Origin of the sequence: Nocardia sp. NBC_01730 (assembly GCF_035920445.1) — a bacterium.
In the GTDB taxonomy this organism is placed as follows: domain Bacteria; phylum Actinomycetota; class Actinomycetes; order Mycobacteriales; family Mycobacteriaceae; genus Nocardia.
Window position 1 is genome coordinate 8581302 of record NZ_CP109162.1, and the last position, 26641, is coordinate 8607942.

At 67.5% G+C, this 26641-nt stretch carries 24 protein-coding genes; 14 read left to right on the plus strand and 10 right to left on the minus strand.

What is annotated here, in order from left to right:
- Nucleotides 1-95 precede the first annotated feature (95 nt).
- A complete protein-coding gene (locus tag OHB12_RS35545) occupies nt 96-1238 on the plus strand; it encodes a beta-ketoacyl synthase N-terminal-like domain-containing protein (RefSeq protein WP_327114790.1) in 1143 nt (380 codons plus the stop codon).
- 323 nt (nt 1239-1561) lie between these two features.
- Nucleotides 1562-4543, plus strand: a complete 2982-nt coding sequence (uvrA, locus tag OHB12_RS35550) for an excinuclease ABC subunit UvrA (protein ID WP_327114792.1) — start codon at nt 1562-1564, stop codon at nt 4541-4543.
- A 308-nt stretch (nt 4544-4851) separates the two neighbouring features.
- Here uvrA and OHB12_RS35555 read toward each other — a convergent pair whose 3' ends face one another.
- Nucleotides 4852-5823 carry an NAD(P)-dependent alcohol dehydrogenase gene (locus OHB12_RS35555; RefSeq protein WP_327114794.1) on the minus strand — a complete coding sequence of 324 codons (972 nt, stop codon included), beginning with the start codon at nt 5821-5823 and terminating at the stop codon, nt 4852-4854.
- Nucleotides 5824-6161: 338 nt separating this feature from the next.
- Here OHB12_RS35555 and OHB12_RS35560 point away from each other — a divergent pair, with 338 nt between their 5' ends.
- Entirely contained in the window at nt 6162-6725 is a 564-nt protein-coding gene (locus OHB12_RS35560; RefSeq protein WP_327114796.1) for a TetR/AcrR family transcriptional regulator, read from the plus strand.
- Nucleotides 6726-6848: 123 nt separating this feature from the next.
- Nucleotides 6849-7007, plus strand: a complete 159-nt coding sequence (locus tag OHB12_RS35565) for a hypothetical protein (RefSeq protein ID WP_327114798.1) — start codon at nt 6849-6851, stop codon at nt 7005-7007.
- A gap of 160 nt (nt 7008-7167) precedes the next feature.
- Here OHB12_RS35565 and OHB12_RS35570 read toward each other — a convergent pair whose 3' ends face one another.
- Nucleotides 7168-7509, minus strand: a complete 342-nt coding sequence (locus tag OHB12_RS35570; RefSeq protein WP_327114800.1) for a DUF1844 domain-containing protein — start codon at nt 7507-7509, stop codon at nt 7168-7170.
- A gap of 5 nt (nt 7510-7514) precedes the next feature.
- Nucleotides 7515-8051: a DinB family protein gene (locus tag OHB12_RS35575; RefSeq protein WP_327114802.1), complete on the minus strand. Its 537-nt coding sequence runs from the start codon at nt 8049-8051 to the stop codon at nt 7515-7517.
- A 383-nt stretch (nt 8052-8434) separates the two neighbouring features.
- Here OHB12_RS35575 and infC point away from each other — a divergent pair, with 383 nt between their 5' ends.
- From infC to OHB12_RS35595, 4 genes are all read left to right on the plus strand, one after another.
- On the plus strand, nt 8435-9058 hold the full coding sequence (gene infC / locus OHB12_RS35580) for a translation initiation factor IF-3 (protein WP_327121783.1): 624 nt from the start codon (nt 8435-8437) through the stop codon (nt 9056-9058).
- 58 nt (nt 9059-9116) lie between these two features.
- Nucleotides 9117-9311, plus strand: coding sequence for a 50S ribosomal protein L35 (rpmI, locus tag OHB12_RS35585; RefSeq protein ID WP_327114804.1), 195 nt, complete (start codon nt 9117-9119; stop codon nt 9309-9311).
- A gap of 111 nt (nt 9312-9422) precedes the next feature.
- Complete coding sequence (rplT, locus tag OHB12_RS35590; RefSeq protein ID WP_327114805.1) at nt 9423-9803, plus strand: 50S ribosomal protein L20; 381 nt, start codon at nt 9423-9425, stop codon at nt 9801-9803.
- A gap of 44 nt (nt 9804-9847) precedes the next feature.
- On the plus strand, nt 9848-10651 hold the full coding sequence (locus OHB12_RS35595) for a TrmH family RNA methyltransferase (protein WP_327114807.1): 804 nt from the start codon (nt 9848-9850) through the stop codon (nt 10649-10651).
- A gap of 151 nt (nt 10652-10802) precedes the next feature.
- On the opposite strand, the gene OHB12_RS35600 is transcribed toward OHB12_RS35595, so the two are convergent.
- Nucleotides 10803-11381 (minus strand): TetR/AcrR family transcriptional regulator, encoded by a 579-nt coding sequence (locus tag OHB12_RS35600; protein ID WP_327114809.1) that lies wholly within the window; start codon nt 11379-11381, stop codon nt 10803-10805.
- A gap of 104 nt (nt 11382-11485) precedes the next feature.
- On the opposite strand from OHB12_RS35600, the gene OHB12_RS35605 reads away from it, so the two are divergent.
- From OHB12_RS35605 to OHB12_RS35630, 6 genes are all read left to right on the plus strand, one after another.
- Nucleotides 11486-12913, plus strand: coding sequence for a DHA2 family efflux MFS transporter permease subunit (locus OHB12_RS35605; RefSeq protein ID WP_327114811.1), 1428 nt, complete (start codon nt 11486-11488; stop codon nt 12911-12913).
- Between the two features lie 364 nt (nt 12914-13277).
- The gene (gene pheS, locus OHB12_RS35610) at nt 13278-14339 is read left to right on the plus strand and encodes a phenylalanine--tRNA ligase subunit alpha (protein ID WP_327114813.1); all 1062 of its coding nucleotides are present in this window, start codon (nt 13278-13280) and stop codon (nt 14337-14339) included.
- A 33-nt stretch (nt 14340-14372) separates the two neighbouring features.
- Nucleotides 14373-16901 (plus strand): phenylalanine--tRNA ligase subunit beta, encoded by a 2529-nt coding sequence (gene pheT / locus OHB12_RS35615; RefSeq protein WP_327114815.1) that lies wholly within the window; start codon nt 14373-14375, stop codon nt 16899-16901.
- A gap of 315 nt (nt 16902-17216) precedes the next feature.
- Nucleotides 17217-17984 (plus strand): alpha/beta hydrolase, encoded by a 768-nt coding sequence (locus OHB12_RS35620; protein ID WP_327121785.1) that lies wholly within the window; start codon nt 17217-17219, stop codon nt 17982-17984.
- 37 nt (nt 17985-18021) lie between these two features.
- Complete coding sequence (locus OHB12_RS35625) at nt 18022-18540, plus strand: hypothetical protein (protein WP_327114817.1); 519 nt, start codon at nt 18022-18024, stop codon at nt 18538-18540.
- Nucleotides 18541-18585: 45 nt separating this feature from the next.
- Nucleotides 18586-19608 carry a hypothetical protein gene (locus OHB12_RS35630; protein WP_327114819.1) on the plus strand — a complete coding sequence of 341 codons (1023 nt, stop codon included), beginning with the start codon at nt 18586-18588 and terminating at the stop codon, nt 19606-19608.
- A gap of 119 nt (nt 19609-19727) precedes the next feature.
- Here OHB12_RS35630 and OHB12_RS35635 read toward each other — a convergent pair whose 3' ends face one another.
- The 6 genes from OHB12_RS35635 to OHB12_RS35660 all read right to left on the minus strand — a co-directional run bounded on the left by OHB12_RS35635 (nt 19728) and on the right by OHB12_RS35660 (nt 26641).
- Nucleotides 19728-21749: a hypothetical protein gene (locus OHB12_RS35635; RefSeq protein WP_327114821.1), complete on the minus strand. Its 2022-nt coding sequence runs from the start codon at nt 21747-21749 to the stop codon at nt 19728-19730.
- A 15-nt stretch (nt 21750-21764) separates the two neighbouring features.
- On the minus strand, nt 21765-22298 hold the full coding sequence (locus tag OHB12_RS35640; protein ID WP_327114823.1) for a DUF3558 domain-containing protein: 534 nt from the start codon (nt 22296-22298) through the stop codon (nt 21765-21767).
- A gap of 238 nt (nt 22299-22536) precedes the next feature.
- Nucleotides 22537-23418, minus strand: coding sequence for a MerR family transcriptional regulator (locus OHB12_RS35645; RefSeq protein ID WP_327114825.1), 882 nt, complete (start codon nt 23416-23418; stop codon nt 22537-22539).
- A gap of 294 nt (nt 23419-23712) precedes the next feature.
- On the minus strand, nt 23713-24723 hold the full coding sequence (locus tag OHB12_RS35650; RefSeq protein ID WP_442799916.1) for a DUF5914 domain-containing protein: 1011 nt from the start codon (nt 24721-24723) through the stop codon (nt 23713-23715).
- A complete protein-coding gene (locus tag OHB12_RS35655) occupies nt 24720-26318 on the minus strand; it encodes an FAD-dependent oxidoreductase (RefSeq protein WP_327114827.1) in 1599 nt (532 codons plus the stop codon). The genes OHB12_RS35650 and OHB12_RS35655 overlap by 4 nt, the downstream gene beginning before the upstream one ends.
- On the minus strand, nt 26315-26641 hold the full coding sequence (locus OHB12_RS35660) for a lycopene cyclase domain-containing protein (RefSeq protein ID WP_327121789.1): 327 nt from the start codon (nt 26639-26641) through the stop codon (nt 26315-26317). Before OHB12_RS35660 ends, OHB12_RS35655 begins: the two co-directional genes overlap by 4 nt.

Here is a 26641-nt window from a genome sequence, read left to right on the forward strand (position 1 = left end):
CGCTGGTCGCTCCGGGGAGCCGGTGAAGGAGCGATGCTATGTCGGGCGCCAACGCCATTCGGTCCGGAAACGACAGACCGGTGTATCAAGATCATATGACCATCGCCGGGCTCGGTGCGGTGACCGGGTACGGCTGGGGGCGGGAAATCCTGTGGCAGGGTTTGCTGAGCGGCAAGTCGGCGGCGTCCATACAGAGCGGCTACGGGGCGGAGCGGGACGAGGATGCCTGGGTGTCGCTGGTGCCCGACGGCGGCGATCACGACGTGAGCACCAGCCGATACGGGCGTGCCTTGCACGACGCTGCGCGGGAGGCGATCGCGGACGCGCGAAGCCGGGGTTGGCGGCCGGGCCGAACGGTCGGGCTGCTGCACGCGATCGTGCTGGGTGACGTGGCGAACTGGCACGACTTCTACGTTGTCGATCACGGACATCGCGGCTCCCGCGATTATCTTCGGCTGCTGCCGTCCACCCCGATCTCGGTGCTACTGCAGGAGTTCGGTTTCCACGGTCCGGCGATGAACGTGTCCGCGGCGTGCAGTTCGGCCAACGTCGCGCTGATCACCGCGAAGCTCTGGCTGAACGCCGGACTGGCCGACGACGTGATCTGCGTGGCCACCGACATGTCCGCGAGCCCGGACATGGTGGAGCATTTCGTCGGGCTCGGTGCGGCGGTCACCGACGCCGAACCACTGGACGCGTGTCGGCCGTTTCAGGAGGGCAGCCGCGGGTTCAGTATCGGTGAGGCCTCGGTCGCCTTCGTCCTGACCCGCTCGGTGGACCGGCCCTACGCCGCAGTGCTCGGCGGCGCCATGACCAACGATGCCTACCACGTGGTCTCCGTCGACCCGAGCCACGAGCAGATCCTCGACTGCGCCCGTCGCGGGCTCGCCGACGCGAGGGTGAGCGCCGAGGAGGTGAGCTACTTCAACGCCCACGGCAGCGGTACCAGGCAGTGCGATGTGGCCGAAAGTCATCTGGTCGCGCACCTGTTCGCCGACCGCCCGCACCTCTACGCGCTGAAACCGCTGGTTGGCCATTGCCAGGGCGCGTCGGCCGCGGTCGAGGTGGCCGCGGCGGCGCTGGGTTACGACCGCGGCGTCATTCCCGCGGCACCGATCGTCGCGCCCGCTCACCCGCGGTTGCTGGACGGCCCCGCCCCGTTCGAGGGGGGTATCACCGCGAAGCTCTCGCTGGGTATGGGCGGGAACAATTCCGTCGTGGTGCTCGGAGCGGCCTGACCATGCTTCACTCGTCACCGCCTCGGCGTGACCAGGTGGCGCCTCGGCTCGGCGTGATCGGGTGGCTGGGAACAGGCGCGGCACGACCGCGCGGCGAGTCCGTCGGAATGGCAGGCGGTGCCGAGCTGTTGACCAGAGGCGCCGGGCGGGCGATCCTACGGAGGCGTCCGGCCTGTCTCCCGGCTGAATCCGCCGCTTTCTGCGGCCCGGCTCCCGCCGTTCATCGAGGTGGCGGGCGGTCCGCGAAACCTGTCGGTGCCCACGCTTAGCATGGCGGGCGGGGGTATGTCTGGACACTGAACACGAATGAGAAGGGACGGCTTGTGGCGGAACGCCTCACTGTGCGTGGAGCTCGGGAGCACAACCTGAAGGGGGTCGATCTGGAACTGCCCCGCGACAGCCTCATCGTGTTCACCGGTTTGTCCGGCTCCGGCAAATCGAGCCTGGCCTTCGACACGATCTTCGCGGAGGGCCAGCGGCGCTATGTCGAATCGTTGTCGGCCTACGCGCGGCAGTTCCTCGGTCAGATGGACAAGCCCGACGTCGATTTCATCGAGGGCCTCTCGCCCGCGGTCTCGATCGACCAGAAGTCCACCAACCGCAACCCGCGCTCGACCGTCGGCACCATCACGGAGGTGTACGACTATCTGCGCCTGCTCTACGCGCGGGCGGGCACGCCGCACTGCCCGGTGTGTGGCGAACTGATCGCCAAGCAGACCCCGCAGCAGATCGTCGACCAGGTGCTGGCCATGGCCGAAGGCATCCGGTTCCAGGTGCTCGCTCCGGTGGTGCGCACCCGCAAGGGTGAGTTCGTCGACCTGTTCGACCAGCTGAACACACAGGGCTATTCCCGCGTCCGGGTCGACGGCGTGGTGTATCCGCTCACCGATCCGCCGAAACTGAAGAAGCAGGAGAAGCACGACGTCGAGGTCGTGGTCGATCGCCTTGCGGTGAAGCCGAATTCCAAGCAGCGCCTCACCGATTCGATCGAGACCGCGCTGCGGCTGGCCGACGGCATCGTGGTGCTCGACTTCGTGGACCGCGACGAGCACGCACACGACCGGGAGCGCCGTTTCTCCGAACGTCTGGCCTGCCCGAACGGTCACCCGCTCGACATCGAGGACCTGGAACCGCGCTCGTTCTCGTTCAACTCGCCCTACGGCGCCTGCCCGGACTGCACCGGCCTCGGCATCCGCAAGGAGGTCGACCCGGACCTGGTCGTGCCCGACCCGGCACTGAGCCTGAACGAGGGCGCGATCGCCCCGTGGTCGCGCGGCCAGACCGCCGAGTACTTCACCAGGCTGCTGTCCGGCCTCGCCGAGTCCATTGGCTTCTCCATGGATACCCCGTGGCAGGACCTGCCGCTGAAAGCGCGCAAGGCGGTACTGGAGGGCAGCGCCGACCAGGTGCACGTCTCCTACACCAACCGCTACGGCCGCAAACGCTCCTATTACGCCGATTTCGAGGGCGTGATGCCGTTCCTGCAGCGGCGCATGGAGAACACCGACTCCGAACAGATGAAGGAGCACTACGACGGGTACATGCGGGATATCCCATGCCCGGTGTGCAACGGCGCCCGCCTCCGTCCGGAGATTCTCGCGGTCACCATCGCCGCGAACGGCGACAACAAGTCCATCGCCGACGTCAGCGAGCTGTCCATCGGCGATTGCTCGGAGTTCCTGAACTCGCTGACCCTGGGGGAGCGCGAGGCCGCCATCGCCGGGCAGGTGCTCAAGGAGGTGCAGGCGCGGCTGGGCTTCCTCCTCGACGTCGGCCTGGAATACCTGAGCCTCTCGCGCGCGGCGGCCACGCTGTCCGGCGGCGAGGCGCAGCGGATCCGGCTTGCCACCCAGATCGGTTCCGGCCTGGTCGGCGTGCTGTACGTGCTCGATGAGCCTTCCATCGGCCTGCACCAGCGCGACAACCGCAGGCTCATCGAAACCCTCACACGGCTGCGCGATCTCGGCAACACGCTGATCGTGGTCGAGCACGACGAGGACACCATCCGCGCCTCGGACTGGGTGGTCGATATCGGACCGTTGGCCGGTGAGCACGGCGGCATGGTGGTGCACAGCGGGCCTTACCAGGAGCTGCTCACCGATCCGAATTCGCTGACCGGCGCGTATCTTTCGGGCCGCGAGCGGATCGAGGTGCCGCTGGTGCGCCGCCCGATTGCGAAGAAGCGGCAGCTCACCGTGGTCGGGGCGAACGAGCACAACCTGAAGGGCATCGATGTCAGCTTTCCGCTCGGCGTGGTCACCTCGGTCACGGGCGTGTCCGGGTCGGGCAAGTCGACGCTGGTCAATGACATCCTGGCGACGGTGCTGGCGAATCGGCTCAACGGCGCACGGCAGGTACCGGGGAGACACACCAGGGTGAACGGGCTCGACCACCTGGACAAGCTGGTGCAGGTGGACCAGTCGCCGATCGGCCGCACCCCACGCTCGAACCCGGCCACCTACACCGGCGTGTTCGACAAGATCCGGACCTTATTCGCGGCCACTACCGAGGCGAAGGTGCGTGGCTACCAGCCGGGCCGGTTCTCGTTCAACGTCAAGGGCGGTCGCTGCGAGGCATGCTCCGGTGACGGCACGCTGAAGATCGAAATGAACTTCCTGCCGGACGTCTATGTTCCGTGCGAGGTATGCCACGGCGCCCGGTACAACCGGGAAACCCTCGAGGTGCACTACAAGGGCAAGACCATCGCCGAGGTGCTCGACATGTCCATCGAAGAGGCCGCCGAGTTCTTCGAGCCGGTCACCTCGATCCACCGCTACCTCAAGACGCTGGTGGATGTCGGCCTCGGCTACGTGCGCCTCGGCCAGAGCGCGCCGACCCTCTCCGGCGGTGAGGCCCAGCGCGTCAAGCTGGCCGCCGAGCTGCAGAAGCGCTCCACCGGCCGCACGGTGTACATCCTCGACGAGCCGACCACCGGTCTGCACTTCGAGGACATCCGCAAGCTGCTCGGCGTCATCAACGGTCTGGTCGACAAGGGCAACACCGTGATCGTCATCGAACACAACCTGGACGTCATCAAGACCTCCGACTGGGTGGTCGATATGGGTCCCGAGGGTGGTACCGGCGGCGGCACCATCGTTGCCCAAGGAACTCCGGAAGATATTGCGGCCGTTGCGGAAAGCTACACCGGTCAGTTCCTGCGCGATGTGCTTGCCCAGTCGTCCGCGCCGAAGGCCCCGGCGAAGAAGGCACCGGCCAAGGCAACCGCGGCCAAGTCTCGGGCAGTCGAGCCGACGGCGGCCAAGACCACGAAGCGGGTGGCGAAGAAGGCGGCGCCGGTCGGCTGACACGCCCCGTTCGGGCGGCGCGGTGCACCGAATGCGGTGGCCGCGCCGCCTTTCCTCGTTCCGCCGCGTCAGCGGTTTGCGATGGTGTGGATCAGCTCGGCGAGTTCCTTCGGCTTGGACCACATCGGCCGGTCCGACGCGGTCGCGCCCAGTCCTGTGCGGCGTCGGCGAAACGTCCGCTGGTCAGATCGAGCAGCGCCGGGCGCTTGTGCAGGAGTTCGGCAACGCGACGTCTGTCCGGCATGGTCAGCTCGGGTACGAGAAGATGACGCCGACAGACACGGCCGCACCGGTCGGCGCTCACGGGGTCAGTTGCTGTCGATGGCGATCACCCGCTTGCCGCGGGCATGCCCGGATTCGACCAGCAGGTGCACCTTCGCGATGTCGTGCAGCGGGTACACGTCGTCGATCACCGGGCGGAGGCGGCCGGAGTCGACATACTCGGCGAGAGTGGCCAGTTCGGCGCGGCGCGATTTCGCCATGACCAGACGGACTCGTGGTCCCGCCAGCACTGTGCTGAATAGCGCGTACCTGATGGCGCGCGGGGCCGTGCTCAGCATTCTGCCGCGTCGTCGCAGCAGGCGACGGTAGGTACCCAGCGATGTTCCGTGGCAGTCCAGGACCGCGTCGAACTGTCCTGTCACACCGGCCGCGTCGGCGTAGTCGACGGTGTGCACGGCGCCGAGTGCACGGCAGAGGTCGTGATTGGCAGAACTCGCTACTGCGGTGACTTCGGCGCCCATCGCTACGCCTAGTTGGATGGCTGTGCTGCCGACTCCGCCGCTGGCGCCGACGACCAGTAGGTCGTGGCCGGGGGCCACCTTCAGTGCGTCCCGCAGGGCAAGCAGCGCGGTGACGCCGCCGGTCGGAAGTGCTGCCGCGTGCAGCAGATCGATCGTGGTCGGCGCCGGGCCGATCGCTCGGGCGTCGGCGGTGACGTATTCGGCTGCGGCTCCGTACTTTCCGGACGCATCGCCGAGGAATCCCCACACGGGCTGGCCTACTGTGAGGCCGGTGACTTTCGAGCCGACCGCAGCGAGCTCGCCTGAGAATTCGACTCCCGTCCGCTTGGGGAAGCGTCGTCCGGACATGAGTTTGAGTGCGCCGGAACGGATTTTCGTATCCGCGGGGTTCACGGCCGATCCACGCACACGGACCAGCACTTCCCCCGGGCCGGGTTCCGGACGGGCCACGTGCCGGACCGTCAGCACGTCGGGCGCCCCGTAGTAGTCGTGCTCCACGGCACGCATCGACGATGTCTCCTGGGATTCGCGGTTCATTGGTCTCCCTAAGTTTGTAGGTGTCTGGGGGTTGGTGCGCTGGATGCCCAGGACGGTGGGGCGTATTTTGCAGCTGCCGAGGCTCGCGGATTTGCTGGCCTGCTGTGCTGGATGCTCCGACTGCTGGATGCGAGCTGTTGCGGGTCGTCGCTGTTCAGGAATCTGCCAGCGGGGCTGTCCACGGCTCGAGCTGTGTTGACACGGTCTTTGAAGTCCTTCCGACCGAGACGCACTGTCTCGCTCTGGGCATACTGTCCATGGCCAATGGTTGTGGCAGATACGGCACGGCAACAGTCACAGCTGCGCCGTGTCGTCTCGACGTAGACAAGGAGCCGAAAGTGTCTCACTCACGGGAGAACGTTCGGGTGCGACGTACCCGGACCCTGCTGCGGGAAGCGCTTGTCGAACTCATCGAGGAACACGGATTCGACCGCGTGACCGTCGGGCAGATCGCCGAACGGGCGATGGTGAGCCGTGCCGCTTTCTACCGCAACTACCGTGACAAGTATCAGCTCGTCGAACAGATCTTCGACGAGGCGGCCGCGGCGCTCACCGACAGCAGCGGTGGCAACTCCGAATTCGACCGGTTGCGCAGACTGGAGACCTTCTTCGACGACGTCGCGCGCTACGATCGGGTCTACCGCGCCCTGCTCGGACGCAAGGGTAGCCAGTGGTTCGCCGCACGCATCCAGGACACTGTGACCTCGATGACCATAGAACACCTGCCGCTGCCGTCGCCGGTGGACGACCTCGTCGCCACACTCCTGGGCGGAATGTTCCTGCAGACCGTCACGTGGTGGCTGACCAACAACCGGCCCGTCCCATCGCGAGATATGGCCGCCGACTATGCACGTCTCGCCGCAGCGCTGATCCGGGAAGCCAATGACGTCAGTTTTCGCTGACCCGCCATAGAAACGTAATCTCGTCACACTACGAACACTGGAATGAGAAGCGGCTGTCCGGCTCGTATCCGGTCAGCGCCGAATAGCCACACACCCATCAACGCACGTCATGAACGTCCGGAAATGCCGCTGGCGCGCAACGTCTACCTCGACGCTGATCGCCTGTCCGACAACGCAACACGCGCTGACGCCGATGGTTCGATCGACTCCGGCGCACAGTATCCGAAAGCGGTCGCGAAAATTACCAGCGGTACCGACGGGCTGCTGGAGTTCTGCAAGTAGGCCGGCATGGCCGGTTCGCCGACTGCGGCGGTCACGCCCGCCATGAGCCGCGGGTAGTGGTCCCGCTGCGGATCGGTGCCGGTGTGCTCGGCGATCACCTCGACCCAGTTCCTCGGACATTTTCTTGGAGATCGCGCAGCACAGTTTGGGATCGGCGCGGTCAGTAGACCGGGCCGGTGTACTTCTCGCCGGGGCCCTTGCCCGGCTCGTCGGGGTGCGCGGAAGACTCCCTGAAGGCGCGTTGCAGCGATTGCAGCCCCTCGCGGATCGGCCCGGCATGCGGGCCGAGATACTCCACCGAGGCTGTGACCAGCCCGGCCAGTGCGGTGATCACTCGCCGCGCCTCGTCCAGGTCGCGGCGCGGGCTGGTGGCCGGATCCTCGTCGGCGAGCCCGAGCTTCTCCGCCGCCGAGCTCATCAGCATCACGGCGGCGCGGCTGATCACCTCGACCGCGGGGATGTCGGCCAGTTCGCGCACGGAGGTGTCGAGCTCTTCAGTCATGCCCTTCAGGCTAGCGACGCCGCGCGCAGCATCCGGAGGTGGCCGATCTCCGCGACGTTCTTCATCAGCTCCGCGTTCACCCAGCCCGCCAGGTGTGCGATGGTCAGCCCAGCGTCGGCGGGCCATGGATAGGCGGACGGGAGGTCCAGATCGGTTTCGGTGAGTCCGTCGAGTACGCGCACCCACTCCTCGCGTAGATCGCGCAGGCAGGTGATGGTGGCGGCGCCGTCGCCGGGCCAGTGCACGTCCTCCCGCGCTGGTGCGGTGCGCTTCTCGACGTGGTCGATGGCCGTGCCCCACCACCAGCCGATGTGCCACGTGAGCCAGCCGATGGTCGGGACCGGCATGGGGTCGGGTTCGGTATCGGCCCAGTCCGGCCGCCATACGCCTTCGGGATCCGGTCGTACCGTCCAGACGAGGTCGGTGGGCTCCCAGAGGAAGTCGTCCTGCATGAGCGTGTCGAGGTGGATTCCGGCGAGCGACCAGGTCAGGTCGAATTGCCATCGCAGCAGGTCACGGCGTGGTGTGGGCGGTGTGGGCATCGGGGGAGCGTGGCACGCGCCGGGTGGTTCGGCAAGTGGTTTTCGTCCCGATTCGGCGATAGCCGAACAGAATGTTAGACTTTCCGCTGACGACCGCCCCGGGCCTGCCCGGGGCCTGATAAGTGGAGCCCGACTCCCACCGTTGCCGACGAGCGATCGTACGGGTCAGACGGTCCGGTCACCCGTCCTTATGGGGCGGGTTTCTTGTGCCGGGGTTCTCGCGGGAGAGCCGCCGCACAAGGGTCGACCCGAGTGTTTTCGCGGTCGGCGATCGGTCGACACCGGGCCCCGTGCGGAATAGCGCACCGGGGCCTTTGTGTTGAACAGGGGTTGCAGTTACTGCGTGCGGTCGTCCGACCACACCGCTTGACCTAGGAGGCCCCATCAGCACTGAGACCCGCATCAACGATCGCATCCGTGTTCCCGAAGTCCGGCTCATCGGACCTGGCGGCGAGCAGGTTGGGATCGTGCGTGTTGAAGATGCACTACGCGTCGCCCTCGAAGCCGACCTCGACTTGGTCGAGGTGGCCCCGGATGCCCGTCCACCGGTCTGCAAGATCATGGACTACGGCAAGTTCAAGTACGAGACGGCGCAGAAGGCGCGTGAGTCCCGGAAGAACCAGCAGCAGACCGTGATCAAGGAGCAGAAGCTCCGCCCGAAGATCGACGACCACGACTACGAGACGAAGAAGCGGAATGTGGTCCGCTTCCTCGAGGCGGGGTCGAAGGTCAAGGTGACGATCATGTTCCGGGGTCGCGAGCAGTCCCGGCCCGAACTCGGGTTCCGGTTGCTGCAGCGGCTGGCCTCCGACGTTGCCGAGCTGGGTTTCGTAGAGACCTCGGCCAAACAGGACGGTCGCAACATGACCATGGTCCTCGCCCCCCACAAGGGTGCGAAGACGCGGGTGAAGGCGCAGCAGGAGTCGGCCCCGCGCCCGGCGCCCAGCGCCGCACCGGCCGGTGAACCGGCCGCGGAGCGGGCCGAGACGGCAGCGCCTCCGCAGTAACACCGATCAGAGCACCGGCGGTCCGTGAGGGCCGCCGGAACGACAGATAGAGGAATCCATGCCGAAGATGAAGAGCCACAGCGGCGCCTCGAAGCGATTCAAGGTGTCCGGTAAAGGCAAGCTGCTTCGCCAGCAGGCGAACCGTCGCCACCTGTTCGAGCACAAGCCCACCCGCCGGACTCGTCGTCTGGACGGCACGGAGGTCGTCGCGGCTGCCGACGTCCGTCGCGTGAAGAAGCTGCTCGCTATCTGATTGCGCCATCGCGCAGGCTAGCTACCAGCACACCGCGACCGGAGATTCTCCGGCGCCACCCCGACCAATTTCGGGCGCCGCCCGCGCCCCCAGATCGAACAGGACTGACCAGTGGCACGCGTCAAAAGGGCCGTCAACGCTCAGAAGAAGCGCCGTTCCATCCTCGAGGCCTCCAAGGGTTACCGCGGCCAGCGCTCGCGGCTGTACCGCAAGGCCAAGGAACAGCAGCTGCACTCGCTCGCCTACGCCTACCGTGACCGCCGGGCGCGCAAGGGTGACTTCCGTAAGCTGTGGATCGCCCGCATCAACGCCGCGGCGCGGATCAACGACATCACCTACAACCGCTTCATCCAGGGCCTGAAGGCCGCCGGTGTCGAGGTGGACCGCAAGATCCTCGCCGAGCTCGCGGTGTCGGACGCCGAGGCGTTCGCCGGTCTCGTGGCGATCGCCAAGGCCGCTCTCCCGCAGGACGTCAACGCCCCGGCTGCCTGAGTCGCGGAAATCGGTTGACACACGGACGACTTTCGGAACGACCCGTGGAGGCGCTCAGCGAGCGCAATCCGCGGGTCGTTTCCGCTGTCAAGCTGCAGCGCGGCGCGCAGCGCAGGAAGGCGGGCCGATTCCTTGCCGAGGGAGCCAACGCCGTTGCCGCGGCGCTGAGCACCGGGCGAGTGCATGAGCTGTTCTACTCGATGGCTGCCGCCGAGCGTGAGCACGCGCTGATCGCCGGTGCGGCCGCCGCGGGGGTGCGCAGCACGCTGGTGAGCGATCGCGCAGCGCAGCATCTCGGCGAAACCGTCACTGCTCCGGGACTGGTCGCGGTGTGCGACCTCATAGACGTGCCCCTAGCGCGGATACTCGAGCAGGGCCCGCGGATGCTGGCCGTTCCCGTCGAGATGGCCGAGCCGGGCAATGCCGGAACACTCGTCCGGGTCGCCGATTCGGTCGGCGCCGACGGGGTGGTGCTGGCAGGAGACGCCGTCGACCCGCACAACGGAAAATGCGTGCGTGCGAGCGCGGGCAGCATTTTCCACGTGCCGATCGCGCGGCACCGGGATGTCGGCGAGACGGTGGATTCGCTTGTGGCCGCGGGCATCACGATCCTCGCGACCGCCGCCAACGGCGAAGTCGACCTGGACGACGCCGACGAGCTGTTCACCGAACCCGTCGCCTGGCTGTTCGGCAATGAGGCGCACGGCCTGGACCCCGTCGTCGCGTCTCGCGCCGATCATCGCATCCGCATCCCGATTCGCGGCCGTGCCGAGAGCCTGAATTTGGCCACTGCCGCGGCGATCTGCCTCTACGCGAACTCCCGTGTTCGCTACCGCGCCGGTTCCTGACGTCGCGCGTCTTCCCTGGGATCGCGTGGGACCAACGCGTGCGCGCATCCGGCTTGATAGCGAGAACGGACGCACGCCTGGTCAATGGCCTTCAGCGGGCAGACTCGATCGTCATTAACCGCGGCTAGCGCGTGAGACGGCCCGCGCCTCCTCAATCGCCGTTCGCGCTCAGATCCGCCAAAATCTCCGCCGCCCACACCGCAGGCACCGCATCCGGCCCTGCGACACGCATCGCGCTCATCACCGTGAGCAGCATCCCGGTGGCCAGGAACCGCCGCGCCTCGGATTCCTGTGCGCCGGTCAGTTCGCGCACCAGGGCGTAGATCCGGCCGAAACGCGCACGGACATCGTCGCCTATCGCCGGGTCCGCGCTGGCCGAGAACCCGTGCAGCAGCAATTGGAGCAGTTCTCGCTCGGCCAGAAACACCGAGTAGCCGTTGCCGAGCGCGCGCAGCGCTTCATCGGGGCTCGCGCCAGGGCCTGCCTCTGCGCGTGACGAACGGAAGATTTCCTCGATCCGGTCACACACGCGGTGCAGGGCCGCGCGGAACAGCTGCTGTTTGCTGCCGAAGAGTCGTATCACGTATGGCTGCGAAACGCCTGCGCGCCTGGCGATCTCGTCGGTCTTTGTGGCCGCGTAACCGGACTCGGCGAAGGCATCTACGGCCGCACGCAGCACCTGCTCGCCGCGTTCGGCGGCGGTCATCCTGGTTCTGGTCGAATGCGCCATCGGGAGTTCTCTTCTCCTCTGCTTCGTGCGGATCTTGACATGTTATCAGTCAATGCATACTCTTCGAACGGTTAGTTATCAGTCAATTACAACAAGGACGGGACATGACCGAGACTCTCCGATCTGCCGCGGCACCTGTCGCCGCACCCACGGTCGCGATCGGCGGGCGGGCGCTCGCCGCCGTGCTGGTCGCCGTCGGTATCCCGATGTTCATGGTCACGCTGGACAACCTGGTCGTGACGAACGCGCTGCCGGTGATCCGCACCGAGCTGGGCGCCTCGCTGGCCGACCTGCAGTGGTTCGTGAACGCCTACACGTTGTCCTTCGCCTCGCTACTGCTCACGGCGTCGGCCGTCGGTGACCGGCTCGGCAGGCGCCGGGTCTTTCTGGCGGGCATCGCGCTGTTCACGCTGGCGTCCGCGGCCTGTGCACTGGCCACCGGACCGGGCATGCTGATCGCCGCACGAGCGATTCAGGGCTTCGGCGCGGCGGCCGTGATGCCGCTGTCCCTGACGCTGCTCTCGGCGGCCGTTCCGGAGTGGATGCGCAACGCGGCCATCGGCATCTGGGGCGGTCTCGCCGGTCTCGGTATCGCGCTCGGTCCGCTCATCGGCGGGGCCGTGGTGGACGGGCTGAGCTGGCACTGGATCTTCTGGCTGAACGTGCCTGTCGGTCTCGCGGTGCTGCCCTTCGCCGCGCGGGTGCTCGCCGAGTCGCACGGCGGCAACCGGCGCCTCGACCCGGTCGGTCTGCTGCTGTCGGCGGGCGGCGTGCTCGCAGTGGTGTGGGGCGTGATCCACGGCGCCGACGACGGCTGGACCTCGGCGGGCGTCTTGTCCGCGCTGATCGGCGGCGCCGCACTGCTGGCCTGCCTGATCGGTTGGGAACTGCGCGCGCCGGAGCCGATGCTGCCGCTGCGGCTGTTCCGTTCCCGGGCGTTCAGCGTGAGCAACGTCGTCGGATTCGCCTTCTCGGTCGGGGTGTTCGGTTCGATCTTCCTGCTCGCGCAGTACTTCCAGGTGGTGCAGGGCTACAGCCCGCTGGAATCAGGAGTGCGCACGATGCCGTGGACGATGGCCCCCATGATCGTGGCGCCGATCGCGGGCCTGCTGGTCGACCGGGTCGGTGCGCGCACGTTGATCAGCACCGGTCAGGGATTGCTCGCCGCGGCGCTGGCCTGGATAGCGGCGATCACATCGGTGGACATCGACTATGGAGCATTCGTCGCGCCGTTCCTGCTCGCGGGTGTGGGTATGGGCCTGACCTTCGCCCCCGCGTCCACCATCGTGATGGCCAGTGCCTCATCGGAGGACCGGGCCATGGCCTCGGGTACCAACAACACCATCCGCGAGGTGGGCGTGGCGATGGGTGTTGCAGTGCTGGCTTCGGTATTCGCCTCCTATGGTTCCTACCTCGGCCCGCAGAGTTACGTCGACGGGCTGGTGCCTGCGGTATGGGTCGGCGCGGCGATCGTGGCAGTGGGTGCGCTGGCGTCGCTGCTGCTGCCGCGTCGGGTGGTCTCGGCGGACTGAGTGCCGATCTGTGCGTCCTTTCCGCTGCTCGGCGGGAGGGCGCACAGAAGCGTCGGTGACACCGAGGGGTACGGGGTGTCCGGAGATAGGCACACGAGCGCAGTTGCCGAGGGTCCGGAACCGTATTGCTGTCCGGACACTCTCGTCGTGACGAGACCAGTCTTCCGTGGCGGCGAGGCGCGTCATCAGCGCGTTTCGCGGGCGAATCCCGGATCCGCGGCAGCTGAGAGACCATTTGGTCCGTGATAGCGGGGGAATCCGTGTGAATTGTCTACGAGGCATCGAATACGATTCGACCAGCAGCAATGTGGGTAGGCAATCAGCTGTGCCCGCGAACCGACCCCCAGGGGAGAGACGGAGCATCGTGGCCGACGACATCGACGCAGGCGAGCAGAACGCGGCGCTGACCGAGGAGGCACTGGCCGCGGCAGCGGCGGCCGCCGAGAAGGCGTTTGCCGCTGCCGGCGATCTGGATGCGCTCGCGGTCGCGAAAACCGAGCATCTCGGCGGCAGGGCGCCGCTGGCCCTGGCGCAGCGCGCGCTGGGTAGTCTGCCGAAATCGGCGAAGGCCGACGCCGGAAAGCGAGTGAACATCGCGCGCGGCCGGGTGTCCGAGGCTTTCGAGGCGCGCCGTGCCACGCTGCTCGCCGAGCGCGACGCCGCAGTGCTGGTCGCCGAGGCCATCGACGTGACGCTCCCCGCTCGCCGTACGCCGGTCGGCGCCAGGCACCCGATCACCGTCATCTCCGAGCAGATCGCCGACGTGTTCGTCGCGATGGGCTGGGAGGTCGCCGAGGGCCCTGAGGTGGAGACCGAGCACTTCAACTTCGACGCGCTGAACTTCCTGCCCGACCACCCCGCCCGAACCATGCAGGACACTTTCCACATCGCGCCGGAGGGTTCGCGCCAGGTACTGCGCACACACACCTCCCCGGTGCAAGTGCGCTCCATGCTGGAACGCAAGCTGCCGATTTACGTGGTCTGCCCCGGGCGCACCTTCCGAACCGACGAGCTGGACGCCACGCACACGCCGGTGTTCTCCCAGGTCGAGGGTCTGGCGGTGGACAAGGGCCTGACCATGGCGCACCTGCGCGGGACCCTGGACGCCTTCGCCAGGGCGCTGTTCGGTCCAGACACCCGTACGCGCATGCGCCCCAACTACTTTCCGTTCACCGAGCCCTCTGCCGAGGTCGACGTGTGGTTCCCGGACAAGAAGGGCGGCGCGGGCTGGGTCGAATGGGGCGGCTGCGGCATGGTGAACCCGAAGGTGCTGATCGCCAGTGGGATCGATCCCGAGGTGTACAGCGGGTTCGCTTTCGGTATGGGCATGGAGCGGACCCTGCAGTTCCGCAACGGCATCCCGGACATGCGGGACATCGTCGAAGGCGACGTGCGTTTCACGCTGCCCTTCGGTATCCGGTCCTGACCTCACCCTTCGATCGAGAGAGCGAAACGTCAAGTGCGAGTAGCGCAGTCCTGGCTGACCGACATCATCCAGCGCACCAACCCCGACTGGTCGGTGTCGCCGGAAGAGCTCGACGCGGGGTTCGTCCGGGTGGGTTTGGAAGTCGAAGAGGTCGACAAACTCGAGCGGGTCACCGGTGACCCGGTGGGGAACGGGGAGGGACCGGACACCGCGCGGCTGTTGGTGGTCGGCCGGGTCGCGGAGATCACCGAGCTCACGGAGTTCAAGAAGCCGATCCGATTCTGCACGGTCGACGTCGGCCTTCCCGCGCTGCAGGAGATCGTCTGCGGCGCACGGAACTTCGAGGTCGGCGACCTGGTGGTCGTCGTCCTGCCGGGCGGTGTGCTGCCCGGCGGGTTCCGCATCACCTCGCGCAAGACCTACGGCCACGTCTCGAACGGCATGATCTGCTCGGTCGCCGAACTCGGCATCGGCAAGGACCATTCCGGCATTCTGGTACTGGAGCCGGGCACCGCGGAGCCGGGCATCGACGCCAACGAACTGCTCGGCCTCGACGACACGGTCATCGAGCTGAACATCACCCCAGACCGCGGCTACTGCTTCTCGGTGCGCGGCCTGGCCCGCGAACTGGCCTGCGGTTTCGATCTCGACTACGCCGACCCGGCCGTGCGGACGCTGCCCGCCGACGAGCAGGAGGCCTGGCCGATCCAGGTCGAGCCGAGCTCCCAGTGCACCCGTTTCGCGGCGCGCCGGGTCACCGGCATCGACCCGAAAGCGGTCAGTCCCTGGTGGTTGCAGCGCAGGCTGCTGCTGTCGGGCGTGCGCCCGATCTCGCCCGCGGTCGATGTCACCAACTACGTGATGCTCGAGCTCGGTCAGCCACTGCACGCCTTCGATGCGGAGAAGGTGTCGGGCGGGCTGGTGGTCCGCACCGCGAAGCATGGCGAGACGCTGCGCACCCTGGACGATGTGGAGCGGGTGCTCGACGCCGAAGACGTGGTGATCGCCGACGATTCCGGCGTCGTCTCCTTAGCCGGCGTGATGGGTGGCGCGAGCACCGAGGTCGGCGCCGAGAGCACCGACATCCTGTTGGAAGCGGCCACCTGGAATCCGCTGCTGGTCTACCGGACCGCGCGCAGGCACAAGCTGGTGTCCGAGGCGGGCAAGCGCTACGAGCGGGTGGTCGATCCCGAGATCAACGTCGCCGCACTCGACCGAGCCGCCACACTCCTCGCCGAAATCGCCGGTGGCACAGTCGAATCCGTACTCACCGATATCCGCCCCCCGGTTCGGGCTGCCGAGCCGATCCGCATCGACATCGACCTGGCCGACCGCGTCGCGGGCGTCATCTACCCGACCGGGACCTCGGCGCGGCGCCTTGCCCAGATCGGCTGCCTCGTCGAGGTCGGCGTCAGCGACGCCGGGCACGGCCAGCTGGTGGTCACACCCCCGAGCTGGCGCCCCGACCTGGCCCAGCCCGCCGACCTGGTGGAAGAGGTGTTGCGGCTGGAGGGGCTCGAACAGATCCCGTCCGTGCTGCCGACCGCGCCGGCCGGACGTGGTCTCACCCCGGCGCAACGCCGCCGCCGCGCGGTCAGCCGTGCGCTGGCATTCGCGGGCTGCGTGGAGGTACCGCCGCCGGTGTTCCTGCCCGCCGGGGTGTTCGACACCTGGGGTCTGGACGTCGACGACCCGCGCCGCGCCACCACCCGAGTGGTGAACCCGCTCGACGTCGAGCGTGCCGAGCTGGCCACCACCTTGCTGCCCGGTCTGCTCGAGGTGGCCGCACGCAATATTTCGCGCGGTGCGCGTGACCTCGCCGTCTACGGCATCGCGCAGGTCGTGCTGCCCGGACCGAACACAAGGCCGGTCGAGGCGCTGCCGGTGGATCGGCGTCCGACCGACGACGAGATCGCCGAACTGCTCGATTCGCTGCCCGCCCAGCCGGTGCACGTGGCGGCTGTCCTGACCGGCCGCCGCGAACCGCGCGGGCCGTGGGGCGAGGGCCGCCCGGCCGAAGCCGCCGACGCATTCGCCCTCGCCGACGCGGTCGCCGACGCGGCGGGCGTGACCATCGAACGCCGCGCCGCGGCCTATCTGCCGTGGCACCCTGGCCGTTGCGCCGAGCTGGTTGTCGAGGGAACCGTCGTCGGTTACGCGGGCGAACTGCACCCTGCCGTGCTGGAGCGTTCCGGTCTGCCGCCGCGCACCTGCGCCGTCGAACTCGCTCTGGACGCGCTTCCGTTGCGGGAATCCCGGCCGGTCCCGACGGTGTCCCCGTTCCCCGCGGTGCTGCAGGACGTTTCGGTGAGCGTCGAGAAGACGATCCCCGCCGCGTCGGTGGAGTCCGCGTTGCGCACCGGCGGCGGCGAACTGTTGGAAGACATCGCGCTGTTCGACGTGTACGAGGGCGCCCAGGCGGGTGAGGGACGCAAGTCGCTCACCTACGCGCTGCGCTTCCGTGCCACCGACCGGACACTCACCGAGGACGAGGCCAGCGCGGCGCGTGACGCGGCCGTCACCGCGGCTTCCGACGCCGTCGGCGCAGTCCTGCGCGGCTGATCCGCACCGCCTTCGAGACCGTGCTGCCCACGCGGCCGCACGGTCTCGTCGTCTCCGCCGTGGAACCGCGCCCGCTCGGCAGCCACCTGAACGCGGACCTGGCCATCCGCCTGGACATGTCTGTTGCGGTCCTCCAGGCGCACCACCGCGCCCGACGCGGACTATCCCCGCACTGCTGCGGACTTCCCGTCCGTCTCGGGTTTCCGACCTCGTGGGGCGGACCGGTGGGCGGGGCCGATCCGTCCTGGCACCGTTCCCGGCGCGCGGCGCGACCTGCCTGCCACTGCGGCGCCGACAGGGAGTAAGAACGTGAGCATGCGACATCCGGCCAGTCCGATCCTCAATGCGCTGACCTACATGCCGGAGCGGACGGTGCTGCAGACTCCGGCGGTGGTCGGGATGGACTACACCGAGCTGTCCCCGCGCACGGCGGACGGGGAGATCCTGCATGCCTGGTGGATGCCCGCGCGACATTCGATCGGGCACATCCTGTTCGCGCACGGCAACGCAGGCAACATCGGCGACAGGGTGCCGATCTTCGCGCTGCTCACCGAGGCCGGATTCGACGTGCTGGCCTTCGATTACCGCGGCTACGGACGCAGCACCGGCAGGCCGACCGAGCACGGCACTTACCTCGATGCCCGCGCCGCGCGCAAGGCCCTGCTGGCACAGCCGGGTGTCGACCCGGATCGAGTGCTGTACCTGGGGAAGTCACTCGGCGGCGGCGTCATGCTCGAACTGGCGCAGGAGCATCCACCGGCCGGATTGATGCTGATGTCCACGTTCACCGGCATCCGCGACGCGGCCCGCTCGGTGTATCCGTTCCTGCCCGCACCGCTTGTGCCGAACGCCTATCCGAGCGAGCGCCGCATCCGCGTGCTGCGCGCCCCGGTGCTGATCATGCACGGAGACCAGGACGAACTGCTGCCGCTGCGGCACGCTGAACGGCTCTACGCCGCGGCGCGGGAGCCGAAACGGCTCGTCGTGTTTCCCGGCGCGGGCCACAACGACCTGATCGTCGTCGGTGGCTCGGCCTGGTACGACCTCGTACGCGACTGGGCGGGCGCCCTCGTCCGGCTGTGAACCGTTCGCGGTGGTCACGGCTGCGTAGCCTGGCGGTATGAGTGACAACAGCGAGATCGCGGTTCGGCTGGCGGCGCTGTCCGACGCGGAATTGGCGGGGCTTCTGCTGGTCGCGACGGCGGGACGGCCCAGGTTCGCGGCGGCGCACGCGGCGCTGCTCGGCCTCGTCGAGACAGGTGATGCGGGAGCCGTGGCCGATGTGAGTCCTGACACTTCGGGCGCGGCCGGATCCGGCCCTGCGGCGGCCCCGGACGTGTCCGGGCAGGTCGGAGACGTTTCTGTGGTACCCGCAGTACCAGTACCGCCGTCCGGTATTCCGGCATCCGTCTCGGGTGGCGCATATTCGTCGTCCGGCGTTCCTACTTTCGAGTCAGTTCGCGATAAGGTCGAGCAGCGCTTCGGCACCGCCCAGGGGATGGGCGAACTCGACCGGGAGACCCCGGCCGGCCGCGGTGTCGACGAACAATGGGAGGCACGCGAGAAGGCCGCGCGTGCACGCCTGGATCGGATACGGAAATCGTTGCACGGCAACGACATCGAAACGCACGAGCCGTAATCCGGGCCGGGTGCACCGGACTACGACTGTGATGGGTGGAACTCGATGAGCGAGCCGCGTGAGATCGCCGAACGGCTGCTGGACGCCCAGGTGGAATTTCTGCTCGCCGAGGTGACCGGCGACCGCTTCGCCGAGGTGCTCGCGCGCGACACCGAATCCGTCCTCGAGGTCGCCGACACCCTGGTCTTCCGTGACATCGTCGGGGTCGACCAGGCCAAGCAGACCGTTCGCACCGTCATCGATCTGATCGGTGGCAGCCCGGTGTTCGCCGACATGGTCGGCGTATTCGCCGACTCCGTCTACGACCACATCGCCGACAACCACGACTACACGCTCGGCCAGGTGGTCGAGCGTGAGCCGGTAGAGGCGCTGCTGGAGAAGATCTTCGGCATGCACCAGGCCCAGGAACGCATCCTGGACCGGCTCACCGAGAGCCCGCTCGTGGCCACCGTCGCCTCGAAGTTCGTCGACAAGCTGATCAACGATTTCATGCAGGTCAACCGGGAGCGTGCGGAGAAGATCCCGGGCGTCTCCTCGCTCATGTCGTTGGGCCAGTCCGCCGCCAACCGCGCGAAGAAGGTGGCCGACAGTACGTTCGTGGGCGACTTGGCGGGCAAGGGCGCGCTATTCGCGCTCAAACGCACCAACAACGCCATCCGTGAGATGCTGCGCGATGCCCCGGTGCACGACGCCGCGATGGAGTTCTGGGACCTGCACGCCGACGAACCGGTCAGCGGTCTGCGCGAATACCTGAGTCAGAAGGACCTCAACGAGCTCGTTCTGCTCTGCTACGAGATCGCCGTCACCACCCGCGAGAAGGAGTACTTCGGCTTGCTCGTCGACGAGTGCGTCGAGGTGTTCTTCACCAAGTTCGGCGACTACACCGTGGCCGCCATGCTGCCCGAATTCGGGCTCACCGGCGGCGACGTCGCCGAGGAGATTCTGCGCTACGGGCCCGCGGTGATCGAGGGAGCGAAGAAGAACGGCGTCCTGGCCGGGCTGATCCGCGAGCGTCTCGCGCCGTTTTACACCTCCGACGCGGTGCTCGGCATCCTCGCCGGCAGGTAGCGGCGGGACGGTCTCGAGCGGAATGGTCGCTGTCGGAGCAGTCGCCGAGGTAGGGGGATTCGTCGCTTCGTCGGCGAATTTCTGTGCGGGTCAGGGTGGGGTCGGACTCGATTCACAGTTCACCGACGTTTGACACCAGCTACCGGGTGCGGGTCCAACGCGATCAGCCGCGGGTCATCGATGTCATCGACGAGGTCCGCGATCGCGGCAAATTCTGCCGTCGTCAACGACGCTCCTCGCAGACTGTCCAATAGCAGCGATACGAACGAGGCGGGCGCGTCGATTATTTCGCGAAGTTCGGCCAGCGCCACGTCGCAGAGACGGTCGGCCACCTCGCCGAGGAGACTGTCGGCGGCGGTTTCGTGGGATTGTGGCGCGGCCGGGTTTCCGTACCGCACATCGAACCGTGCGTAGTACTCCGCGGCGCTCAGTGCGGATCCGTGCCGGTCGTAGCCGTGGGACAGTCCGATCAGGCTGGGCACACCGGGCCAGGTGGCGCTATCCCAAAACAGCGGAGTGTCGAGGTGCGGTTCGAGCAGCGCTGCGAATCCTTCGTCGGTGACATCGTCATCGTGACAGGGAGCGATCTCGATGAACAGTCGCGCACCGGCCGCGACCTTGTGGTGCCCGTCCAACAGGTAACTCATCCGGGTGTTGGGATACTCGGGACCGGCCGGGCCCGGCGCGACGAGCACCGCTACCGGTTCCGCGCCGGACTGGATCCTGGTTCGGTACCACTCGATTCGGTCGAGATCCGGCGGCGGCCAGGTGTCGGTGGGAAGGAAATCGCCACTGGCGCCATATTGGAGATCGCCGGTTCCTGGCGGCCACGGCCAGGAATGCAGATGTTCGTTGGTGAAGATCCCCAATCCCAGGCGTGACCAGTGCTGTTCGATCCTGACTTCGTACTGCCCAGGCTCGAACAGCGTGAACAACGGCCCGAGTCGGTCGAGGAGCTCGCGAGACACGAACGGCTTGCCGGAGTAATCCCGTTCGATCACCGGATCGGCAAGCCAGTCCGTCAGGTCATCGAACCCGGACGGACGGTGTTCGGGCGCCAGCCGAGCCACCAGTCGCAGGTAGGTCCCGCGCGCGACCAGTGCCTCGGCGAACGCGGGTTTTCCGCGAAACCACAGCGCGCTCGCCTCTGGATTCCCCCGTGAGCCGAGAACGCGGATCACCCCCGCACCCCCGGAGATGTCGACGAGTTCACCAGGCCAGGTCCGCTCGGGCTCGCCGATCGAGGCGTACAGCGGGCGCGCCCGCCGAGCCGTGCGTGGTTGATCCCGCAGCGCGGCATCGAGATCCGCCGGGCCGAACTCCAGTGGATCGCCGGTGTGGCATTCGGACCAGTGGCCGACGGCGCAATCGCATGGCAGTTCGCGCCCGTCCGGGTGGGGCACCAGCTCATCGGGCGAGTGATGCCGTAGCTCCTCGGTCCCCTCGATCAACCGCGAAGCGGTGGCGATGGACGTTCGATACTCGTCCGAATCCGCGGTATACCGCCGCTGTGGTCGGCCATTCGGATGCCAACACAAGCGCTCACTCCTGGGAATGCAGTCGAGCAGCCGCACCGTCGGATCCAGACCCAGCGTCCGGTAGGCGGCGAGGGTGTAGTGGCCGTCCAGGACGAACGCCAGTTCGTTGCTTTGCCCCGGCCGGGAGGCATCCAACGCCAATACCACCGGGCGCTCGCCTGACCGGATCGCAGCCGTGCTGTTCTCGAAAGCCTGATCGCCCAGTGTCTTTTCGGAAGTGGGATCCGCACCGAGATGTGCGGCGATCAACGTCAACGCGCCTGCCTTTACCAGGATGGGGCGTTCGGTGTCCGGATGCTCGACCCGCACCGGTAGCTCAACGGACGGTAGAAACTGCCACCAGCTCGGCGTGGTCAACGCGGCGATCTTGTCCTCCGCCGCACGGCTTCTCGCGAGTTCGAAGGGAAGCCCGACGCACTCGACCAATTCTCGTGGCCGAGCCGGGCCGCCCGAGGCGCGTGCGACAACGACCCCGTCCGCACTTGGCCAGCACAACCAGGACCATTGCCGGTCGTATCGCACCGCGCACCCGATCCCCGCCGACACGATCGCCACCGCGGCATTGCCGTCGTACACCACGGTCGGTTCGTCCGTCCATGCCATCGGCAGGACTGTCTTCTACTTCGGCAGTGCCGGGACGACAGCCTCGCCGACGCTCCGCAAGCGATCGCACGGGTCGGCGGTGGTCTTGTTGACCAGCGTCAGCTGCAGTAGCCCCTGCCCGGCGGGGAACAGTACGTCACACATCTGATCCCTGACCGCACCGTCCACCCGGAACTGGCGTCCGGTGCGTCCGGCGATCGTGACGTCCTGGAAGTCGACGTTGCCCGGTCTGCGCTCGAACTCGGCAAGGGTCCCGCCGGTGGAAAATACGCCGAGGGTGTAGTCGGCGCCCTTCCACCCGCAGATCTCCCAGCCGGGCTGTCGGACGCCGCCGACGCCGACCTGCTTGGTCGCCGGGTCGAGGCCGGCGGCGGTCAGTGCGTCGTCGGGTATCCCGGTGCACGGATCGAACAGCTGGGTAGGCACGTCACTCGTGCCCGCGGCCTGCGTCGTGGTCGTGGCCGGTGTCGCCTCGGTCGACTCGCCGCAGGCGGCGAGTCCGAGCACAAGTGCTGCCGCCAAGGGGACCAACGTGATTCGGTGCGCCATCCCGCCCTCTCACCCTCCGATGTATCCGGGCCGGACTGTATCAGACCCGTACCGGGCCTGATAGCGGGCGAAGACCGAGAGGTGCGCAATGGCAGTCGGTGACAGCCACGGTCCGGAAGCAGAGCCGGCTTCCGCGGTCAGCAGGTGTCGGTCGCGCGGTCGCCCGACAGCCGGTACTCGAAACGAGTGTTGCCGGGGCTCGACGTCGGCAGACTCCTCGACTCAGAAGACGCCGACTTCAGAATCTCGTCGGCCTACTCAAAAGTCGGATGAGCGCGTCGTCGAGACCATCGATCGCGCTGACGCCGGACGGCAAATGGGCAGCGTCCCATCCCGGGCCCGCGGCATAGATCCGTTCGCCCCTGCCTGCGAGGTCGAGCGCAACGGGGTCGGCGGTCGATCTCGTATGGGACCACATGACGGCAGTTGCCGCCTTGGTTCGGCACAGCGCGTCGCGCACGGCATCGGTGGGTACGTCGGGTCCGATCATGTGCACCGCGACGCCCCGCGCGCTCAGCGCGGCGCGAAGTGTCTCCAGCGGCAGCGAATGGAACTCGCCCGGAGTGCAGGCGAGCAGGACATGCGCCGACGTGATGCCGGTCTGTGTCTGGTCGACCCTGGCCAGGCTGGTCGACACTGCCCAGGACAAGGCATGTTCGATGTCGACGCATCCGCCGTCGATGTGTTGACGCTTCTCGACGACCTGAAAAGCCGGTCGGCACAAATGGTTCCAGGTCGCTACGACGCCGTGGCCCTGCAGGGTTCGGTCGATGAGCGTCACGAGGGTAGCGGTGTCGGGCCGTTCGGCGGCATCCACGACTGCGTCGAGGACATCGGCGTCGATCATGCCGGAGGCGGGCAGATCTCCGGGCAACGCCTGGCGCACGGCGTCTGCGGCGCTGGCCGGGCCGGCGCCGCGGCGTATCAAGGCGACCATGCTTTCGAGCGCGGCGATGTCGGTCTCGGTGTAGAGCCGGTGCTGTCCGGGTCGGTGCGCACGCGGACCGATGCCGTAACGCTGGGTCCAGCTGCGCAGTGTTGACGTTGGCACGCCGAGCCGTTCGGCGACGGCACCGACAGTGTATCCGGGTGCCGCGCCGTTGCGGGGTGCGCCTGTCATCTCGATATCTCCATCATCGCCCTTCCCTGCATCGGATGTGCATCGGTGTGACGGCAGGAACCGAATTTGCGACCCGGTACGTTGGCTCGTCTGGCAGCTTAGCGATGCGCGAACGCTTCACCCATTGATTGCGCATCGATTAACGACGCCGACGAAAAGGTGGTTAGGCAACGACGGAAGGATTGGCGGCTCATGGCAGTGGCGATTACGCGCCGCGGGGACACCTACCGGTGGCGCGTACCGTCGCCCTGCGCCGAACAAGACGCCGGGCGGTCGATCTTCGCGACCGCAGACCTATTGCCGGCGGGTGCGCAGCTGATAGCGGCGCTCGGCATAGGCCAGATCGTCGCGCCAGAGCCGGGCCGTGGCATGGTTCATCAGTGGGCGTAGCAGCGGAACCGCGCGATGTGCGAAACGGAAGATGGGGCGGTCTGAATTCGCGATAACCGCTTCGACCACCGCGGTACGGGCCTGGCCGTCCGGTCCCGGTCCCAACGGCGTGGCATGTGTTTCCACGACGCTGCCCATGCCCTCTCCCGCGACGATGCGCATGACGATCGTTCGCGGGTCGGGGCAGGTGAACTCCGCTTCGACCGGAACGCCGAGGCCGCGGGTCACTCGGAAAGTGACGGTGAGCAGGAAGCGGTGGTTGTCTTCGGTAATGCCCTTGCGCGGTGGGGTTCGCGTAACATCGAGTCGGGCAAAGGAATACGGGTGGAACCATGCGCCGTGCCATGGATCGAGCCGGTTGGCGAGGATGTCTCGGGGTTCGCAGACACCTGTCAATCGGGTCACCGCGTGTACCGTTGTGTCGTCGGGCCGGGTGCCGATGATCGGCGACTCGGTCGGTGTCTGTCCGCCCGCCGCGTCCAGACGTACCCAGGCCAGCACTCCGTCGTCATGGCTGGGGAACGGACACCAGCGCGCGGCGCCGTCGGCGCTGATCCGCAGGCCGTGCCAGCGACAGATCAGGGTGCCGTTCTCCACGTGTGCGGTGCCCAGCGGCGCGCCGAGGTGTGGACAGGCACCGGGACCGACTCGCAGCATGCCGGCGCTGTCTCGCCACGCGACGATCTCGACACCGTTCACGGTCGTCCCGAACGGCAGGCCGGTGCGGATGGCTCGGCTGGCCGCGAAGGCGTACCAGTTCCCACCGGGCAATTGCTGAGACCAGCGCAGCGCGGCTTCGATCAGCGCAGGATCGGCGTCGGGGTAGGTCGGCCGTTGTCGCGACCATTTCTCGGCAGGGAAGCGCCGCAGCGGGGAATTCTTCGGCCATCCGGCGGACTCCAACCGACGGCTCACGACGAGCTCCTTTCGCGGATCGCGAGGGTTCGCAGCAGGGCCGAGCGGCCGCGGTTGGGCACCGTCTGCAGCGAATGACCGGCTGCCCGCCATTGCCGTGCCAGTTCGGTGGCCGCGATCCAGCCGGTAGTCGCCGCGCGCTCCATGAGGGCCACCGGCAGATCGACCCGGATGCCGTCACCGGCCAGCATCAGCCGAGGGTGCGGGGTGGCGACCTCGGGCCGCCGTGCGAAATCACCAGGTGCGAAGCGGGGGCAGTCCTGACGCCACAGTGTGCGCTCCCCCACGATGCGGGCTTGCGCGGATTCGGGGTAGATCTCGTGCAGCCGCGCGCACAGGTGGTCACGCAATTCCTGGCGTACCGGCGCACCGGGTAGTTGCTCTGCCGCCGCGTACGCGTGCAGTTCGACGACGCTGCCACCCCGTTGCCGTGCCCACTCGGCGGCGGTGCGTTCGTAGCGATCGAGGACGCTGATGTTGTCGACCGGATCCAGGTTGCCGGTCGCGAGGAAGCTGGGCCGGTCGCGACGCAACGGCCTGTCCAACCAGAGGCGCTGGACGACGAAGGCCGGGGCAGTCGCCAACTCCGCTACCTGTGAGCGCCATTCGGCTGTTCCCACCCCCTGCGATGCGGCGACGATCTCACGCAATCCGGCCACATCGACGGCGAGAACGACGGCATCGGCGGTCAGACAGGACCCGGTATCGACATGGAGCCGGAAACCCGCGCCGTCGCTTTCGATCCCGGTGACACTCACGCCGGTGTGGAAAACGACACTGCCGGGACGACCGGGAACGGCCGGCGCGGTGAGATACTCGGCCAACGGATTCCACAGGGCGACATCGAAATTGTCCCGAGCCACGTCGAAGACCAAACCTTCGCTGGAGCCCAGGAAGTAGATGTGGAACATCGCCGCCAGTTCCGCTGCCGACAACTGTCCGGGAGCGACGAAGAAGCTGCGGGAGAACACATCGAAGGCCAAATGACGCGCGGCAGCAGGAAAGTTGATGCGCCGCAAGAAGGTTTCGGCGTCGAGGTGATCGAGCTGCCGGTAGGTCTGCGGCACCGACACCGCGGCCAAGGGTGCCGCGGCCCGGGCATCCATCCGGATCAGGTCGCGCAACCGAAAGGTCTGGCTACGCAGCGCGAAGGCGACCGCGTTCCACGGCGGTGTGCGCGGCAGGTGACGGAAACTGTCTCGGTGGCCGTCGGCGTCGATCAGCGGATAGTCACCGATTCGCTGCAGTCGGGTCAGCCCGGGATCACTGCGCGACAATAGTTTTCGCAAATTGTAGTACTGCGCGAAGAAGGCGTGGAAGCCTCGGTTCATGCCGACCGTGGTGCCGTCGGACAGCGTCTCGGTCCATCCGCCGACTCGTCCGCCGAGATAGCGTTCGCGCTCGATCACCTCGACCCGAAACCCGCGTTCGGCCAGGCCGGTAGCCGCGGCCAGGCCGGCGATGCCCGCGCCGACCACCACCGCACGCGGCCGCCGCTGCCCGTCCTGGCCGACATCCCTTCGTCCCGGCGCAGCCGGATATCGCACTCGCCGGCGATCTCTCCCCACATCGCCGCTCACCGCCCGGGTCGTCATGATCGCGCTTCCTCCTGCCGCTGCCGTGCCCGCTCCCAACACAGCAATACCGCCGTCACCAGCGCGAATCCGAAAAGGAAGTCCTCGACCGGGATATCCCACGGAAACCGTGCTCCGAGAATGTGATCCGGGTTGTAACGGACGATCGGTGCGTCCGACCTGGTCAACCACCCGTCGACCGGTATCTGGAATACGAGCACGATGACCATCGACACCCAATAGCTGGGTCGCCGCAGCAATCCGGTGCGCAACACCGCGTATTCGGCGACGCAGACCACGGCCACCGCCGTGATGGCGGGAAGGATATACGCTAGGTGACCGAT

What these genes read in the sequence shown, in the direction of transcription:
- OHB12_RS35600 (WP_327114809.1), bottom strand. Translation starts at nt 11,381, where the DNA reads ATGGCGCATTCGACCAGAACCAGGATGACCGCCGCCGAACGCGGCGAG.
- OHB12_RS35620 (WP_327121785.1), top strand. Translation starts at nt 17,217, where the DNA reads ATGCGACATCCGGCCAGTCCGATCCTCAATGCGCTGACCTACATGCCG.
- OHB12_RS35635 (WP_327114821.1), bottom strand. Translation starts at nt 21,749, where the DNA reads ATGGCATGGACGGACGAACCGACCGTGGTGTACGACGGCAATGCCGCG.
- OHB12_RS35640 (WP_327114823.1), bottom strand. Translation starts at nt 22,298, where the DNA reads ATGGCGCACCGAATCACGTTGGTCCCCTTGGCGGCAGCACTTGTGCTC.
- OHB12_RS35645 (WP_327114825.1), bottom strand. Translation starts at nt 23,418, where the DNA reads ATGACAGGCGCACCCCGCAACGGCGCGGCACCCGGATACACTGTCGGT.
- rpmI (WP_327114804.1), top strand. Translation starts at nt 9,117, where the DNA reads ATGCCGAAGATGAAGAGCCACAGCGGCGCCTCGAAGCGATTCAAGGTG.
- OHB12_RS35605 (WP_327114811.1), top strand. Translation starts at nt 11,486, where the DNA reads ATGACCGAGACTCTCCGATCTGCCGCGGCACCTGTCGCCGCACCCACG.
- OHB12_RS35545 (WP_327114790.1), top strand. Translation starts at nt 96, where the DNA reads ATGACCATCGCCGGGCTCGGTGCGGTGACCGGGTACGGCTGGGGGCGG.
- OHB12_RS35555 (WP_327114794.1), bottom strand. Translation starts at nt 5,823, where the DNA reads ATGAACCGCGAATCCCAGGAGACATCGTCGATGCGTGCCGTGGAGCAC.
- OHB12_RS35630 (WP_327114819.1), top strand. Translation starts at nt 18,586, where the DNA reads ATGAGCGAGCCGCGTGAGATCGCCGAACGGCTGCTGGACGCCCAGGTG.
- OHB12_RS35565 (WP_327114798.1), top strand. Translation starts at nt 6,849, where the DNA reads ATGCCGCTGGCGCGCAACGTCTACCTCGACGCTGATCGCCTGTCCGAC.
- OHB12_RS35625 (WP_327114817.1), top strand. Translation starts at nt 18,022, where the DNA reads ATGAGTGACAACAGCGAGATCGCGGTTCGGCTGGCGGCGCTGTCCGAC.
- OHB12_RS35575 (WP_327114802.1), bottom strand. Translation starts at nt 8,051, where the DNA reads ATGCCCACACCGCCCACACCACGCCGTGACCTGCTGCGATGGCAATTC.
- OHB12_RS35655 (WP_327114827.1), bottom strand. Translation starts at nt 26,318, where the DNA reads ATGACGACCCGGGCGGTGAGCGGCGATGTGGGGAGAGATCGCCGGCGA.
- OHB12_RS35570 (WP_327114800.1), bottom strand. Translation starts at nt 7,509, where the DNA reads ATGACTGAAGAGCTCGACACCTCCGTGCGCGAACTGGCCGACATCCCC.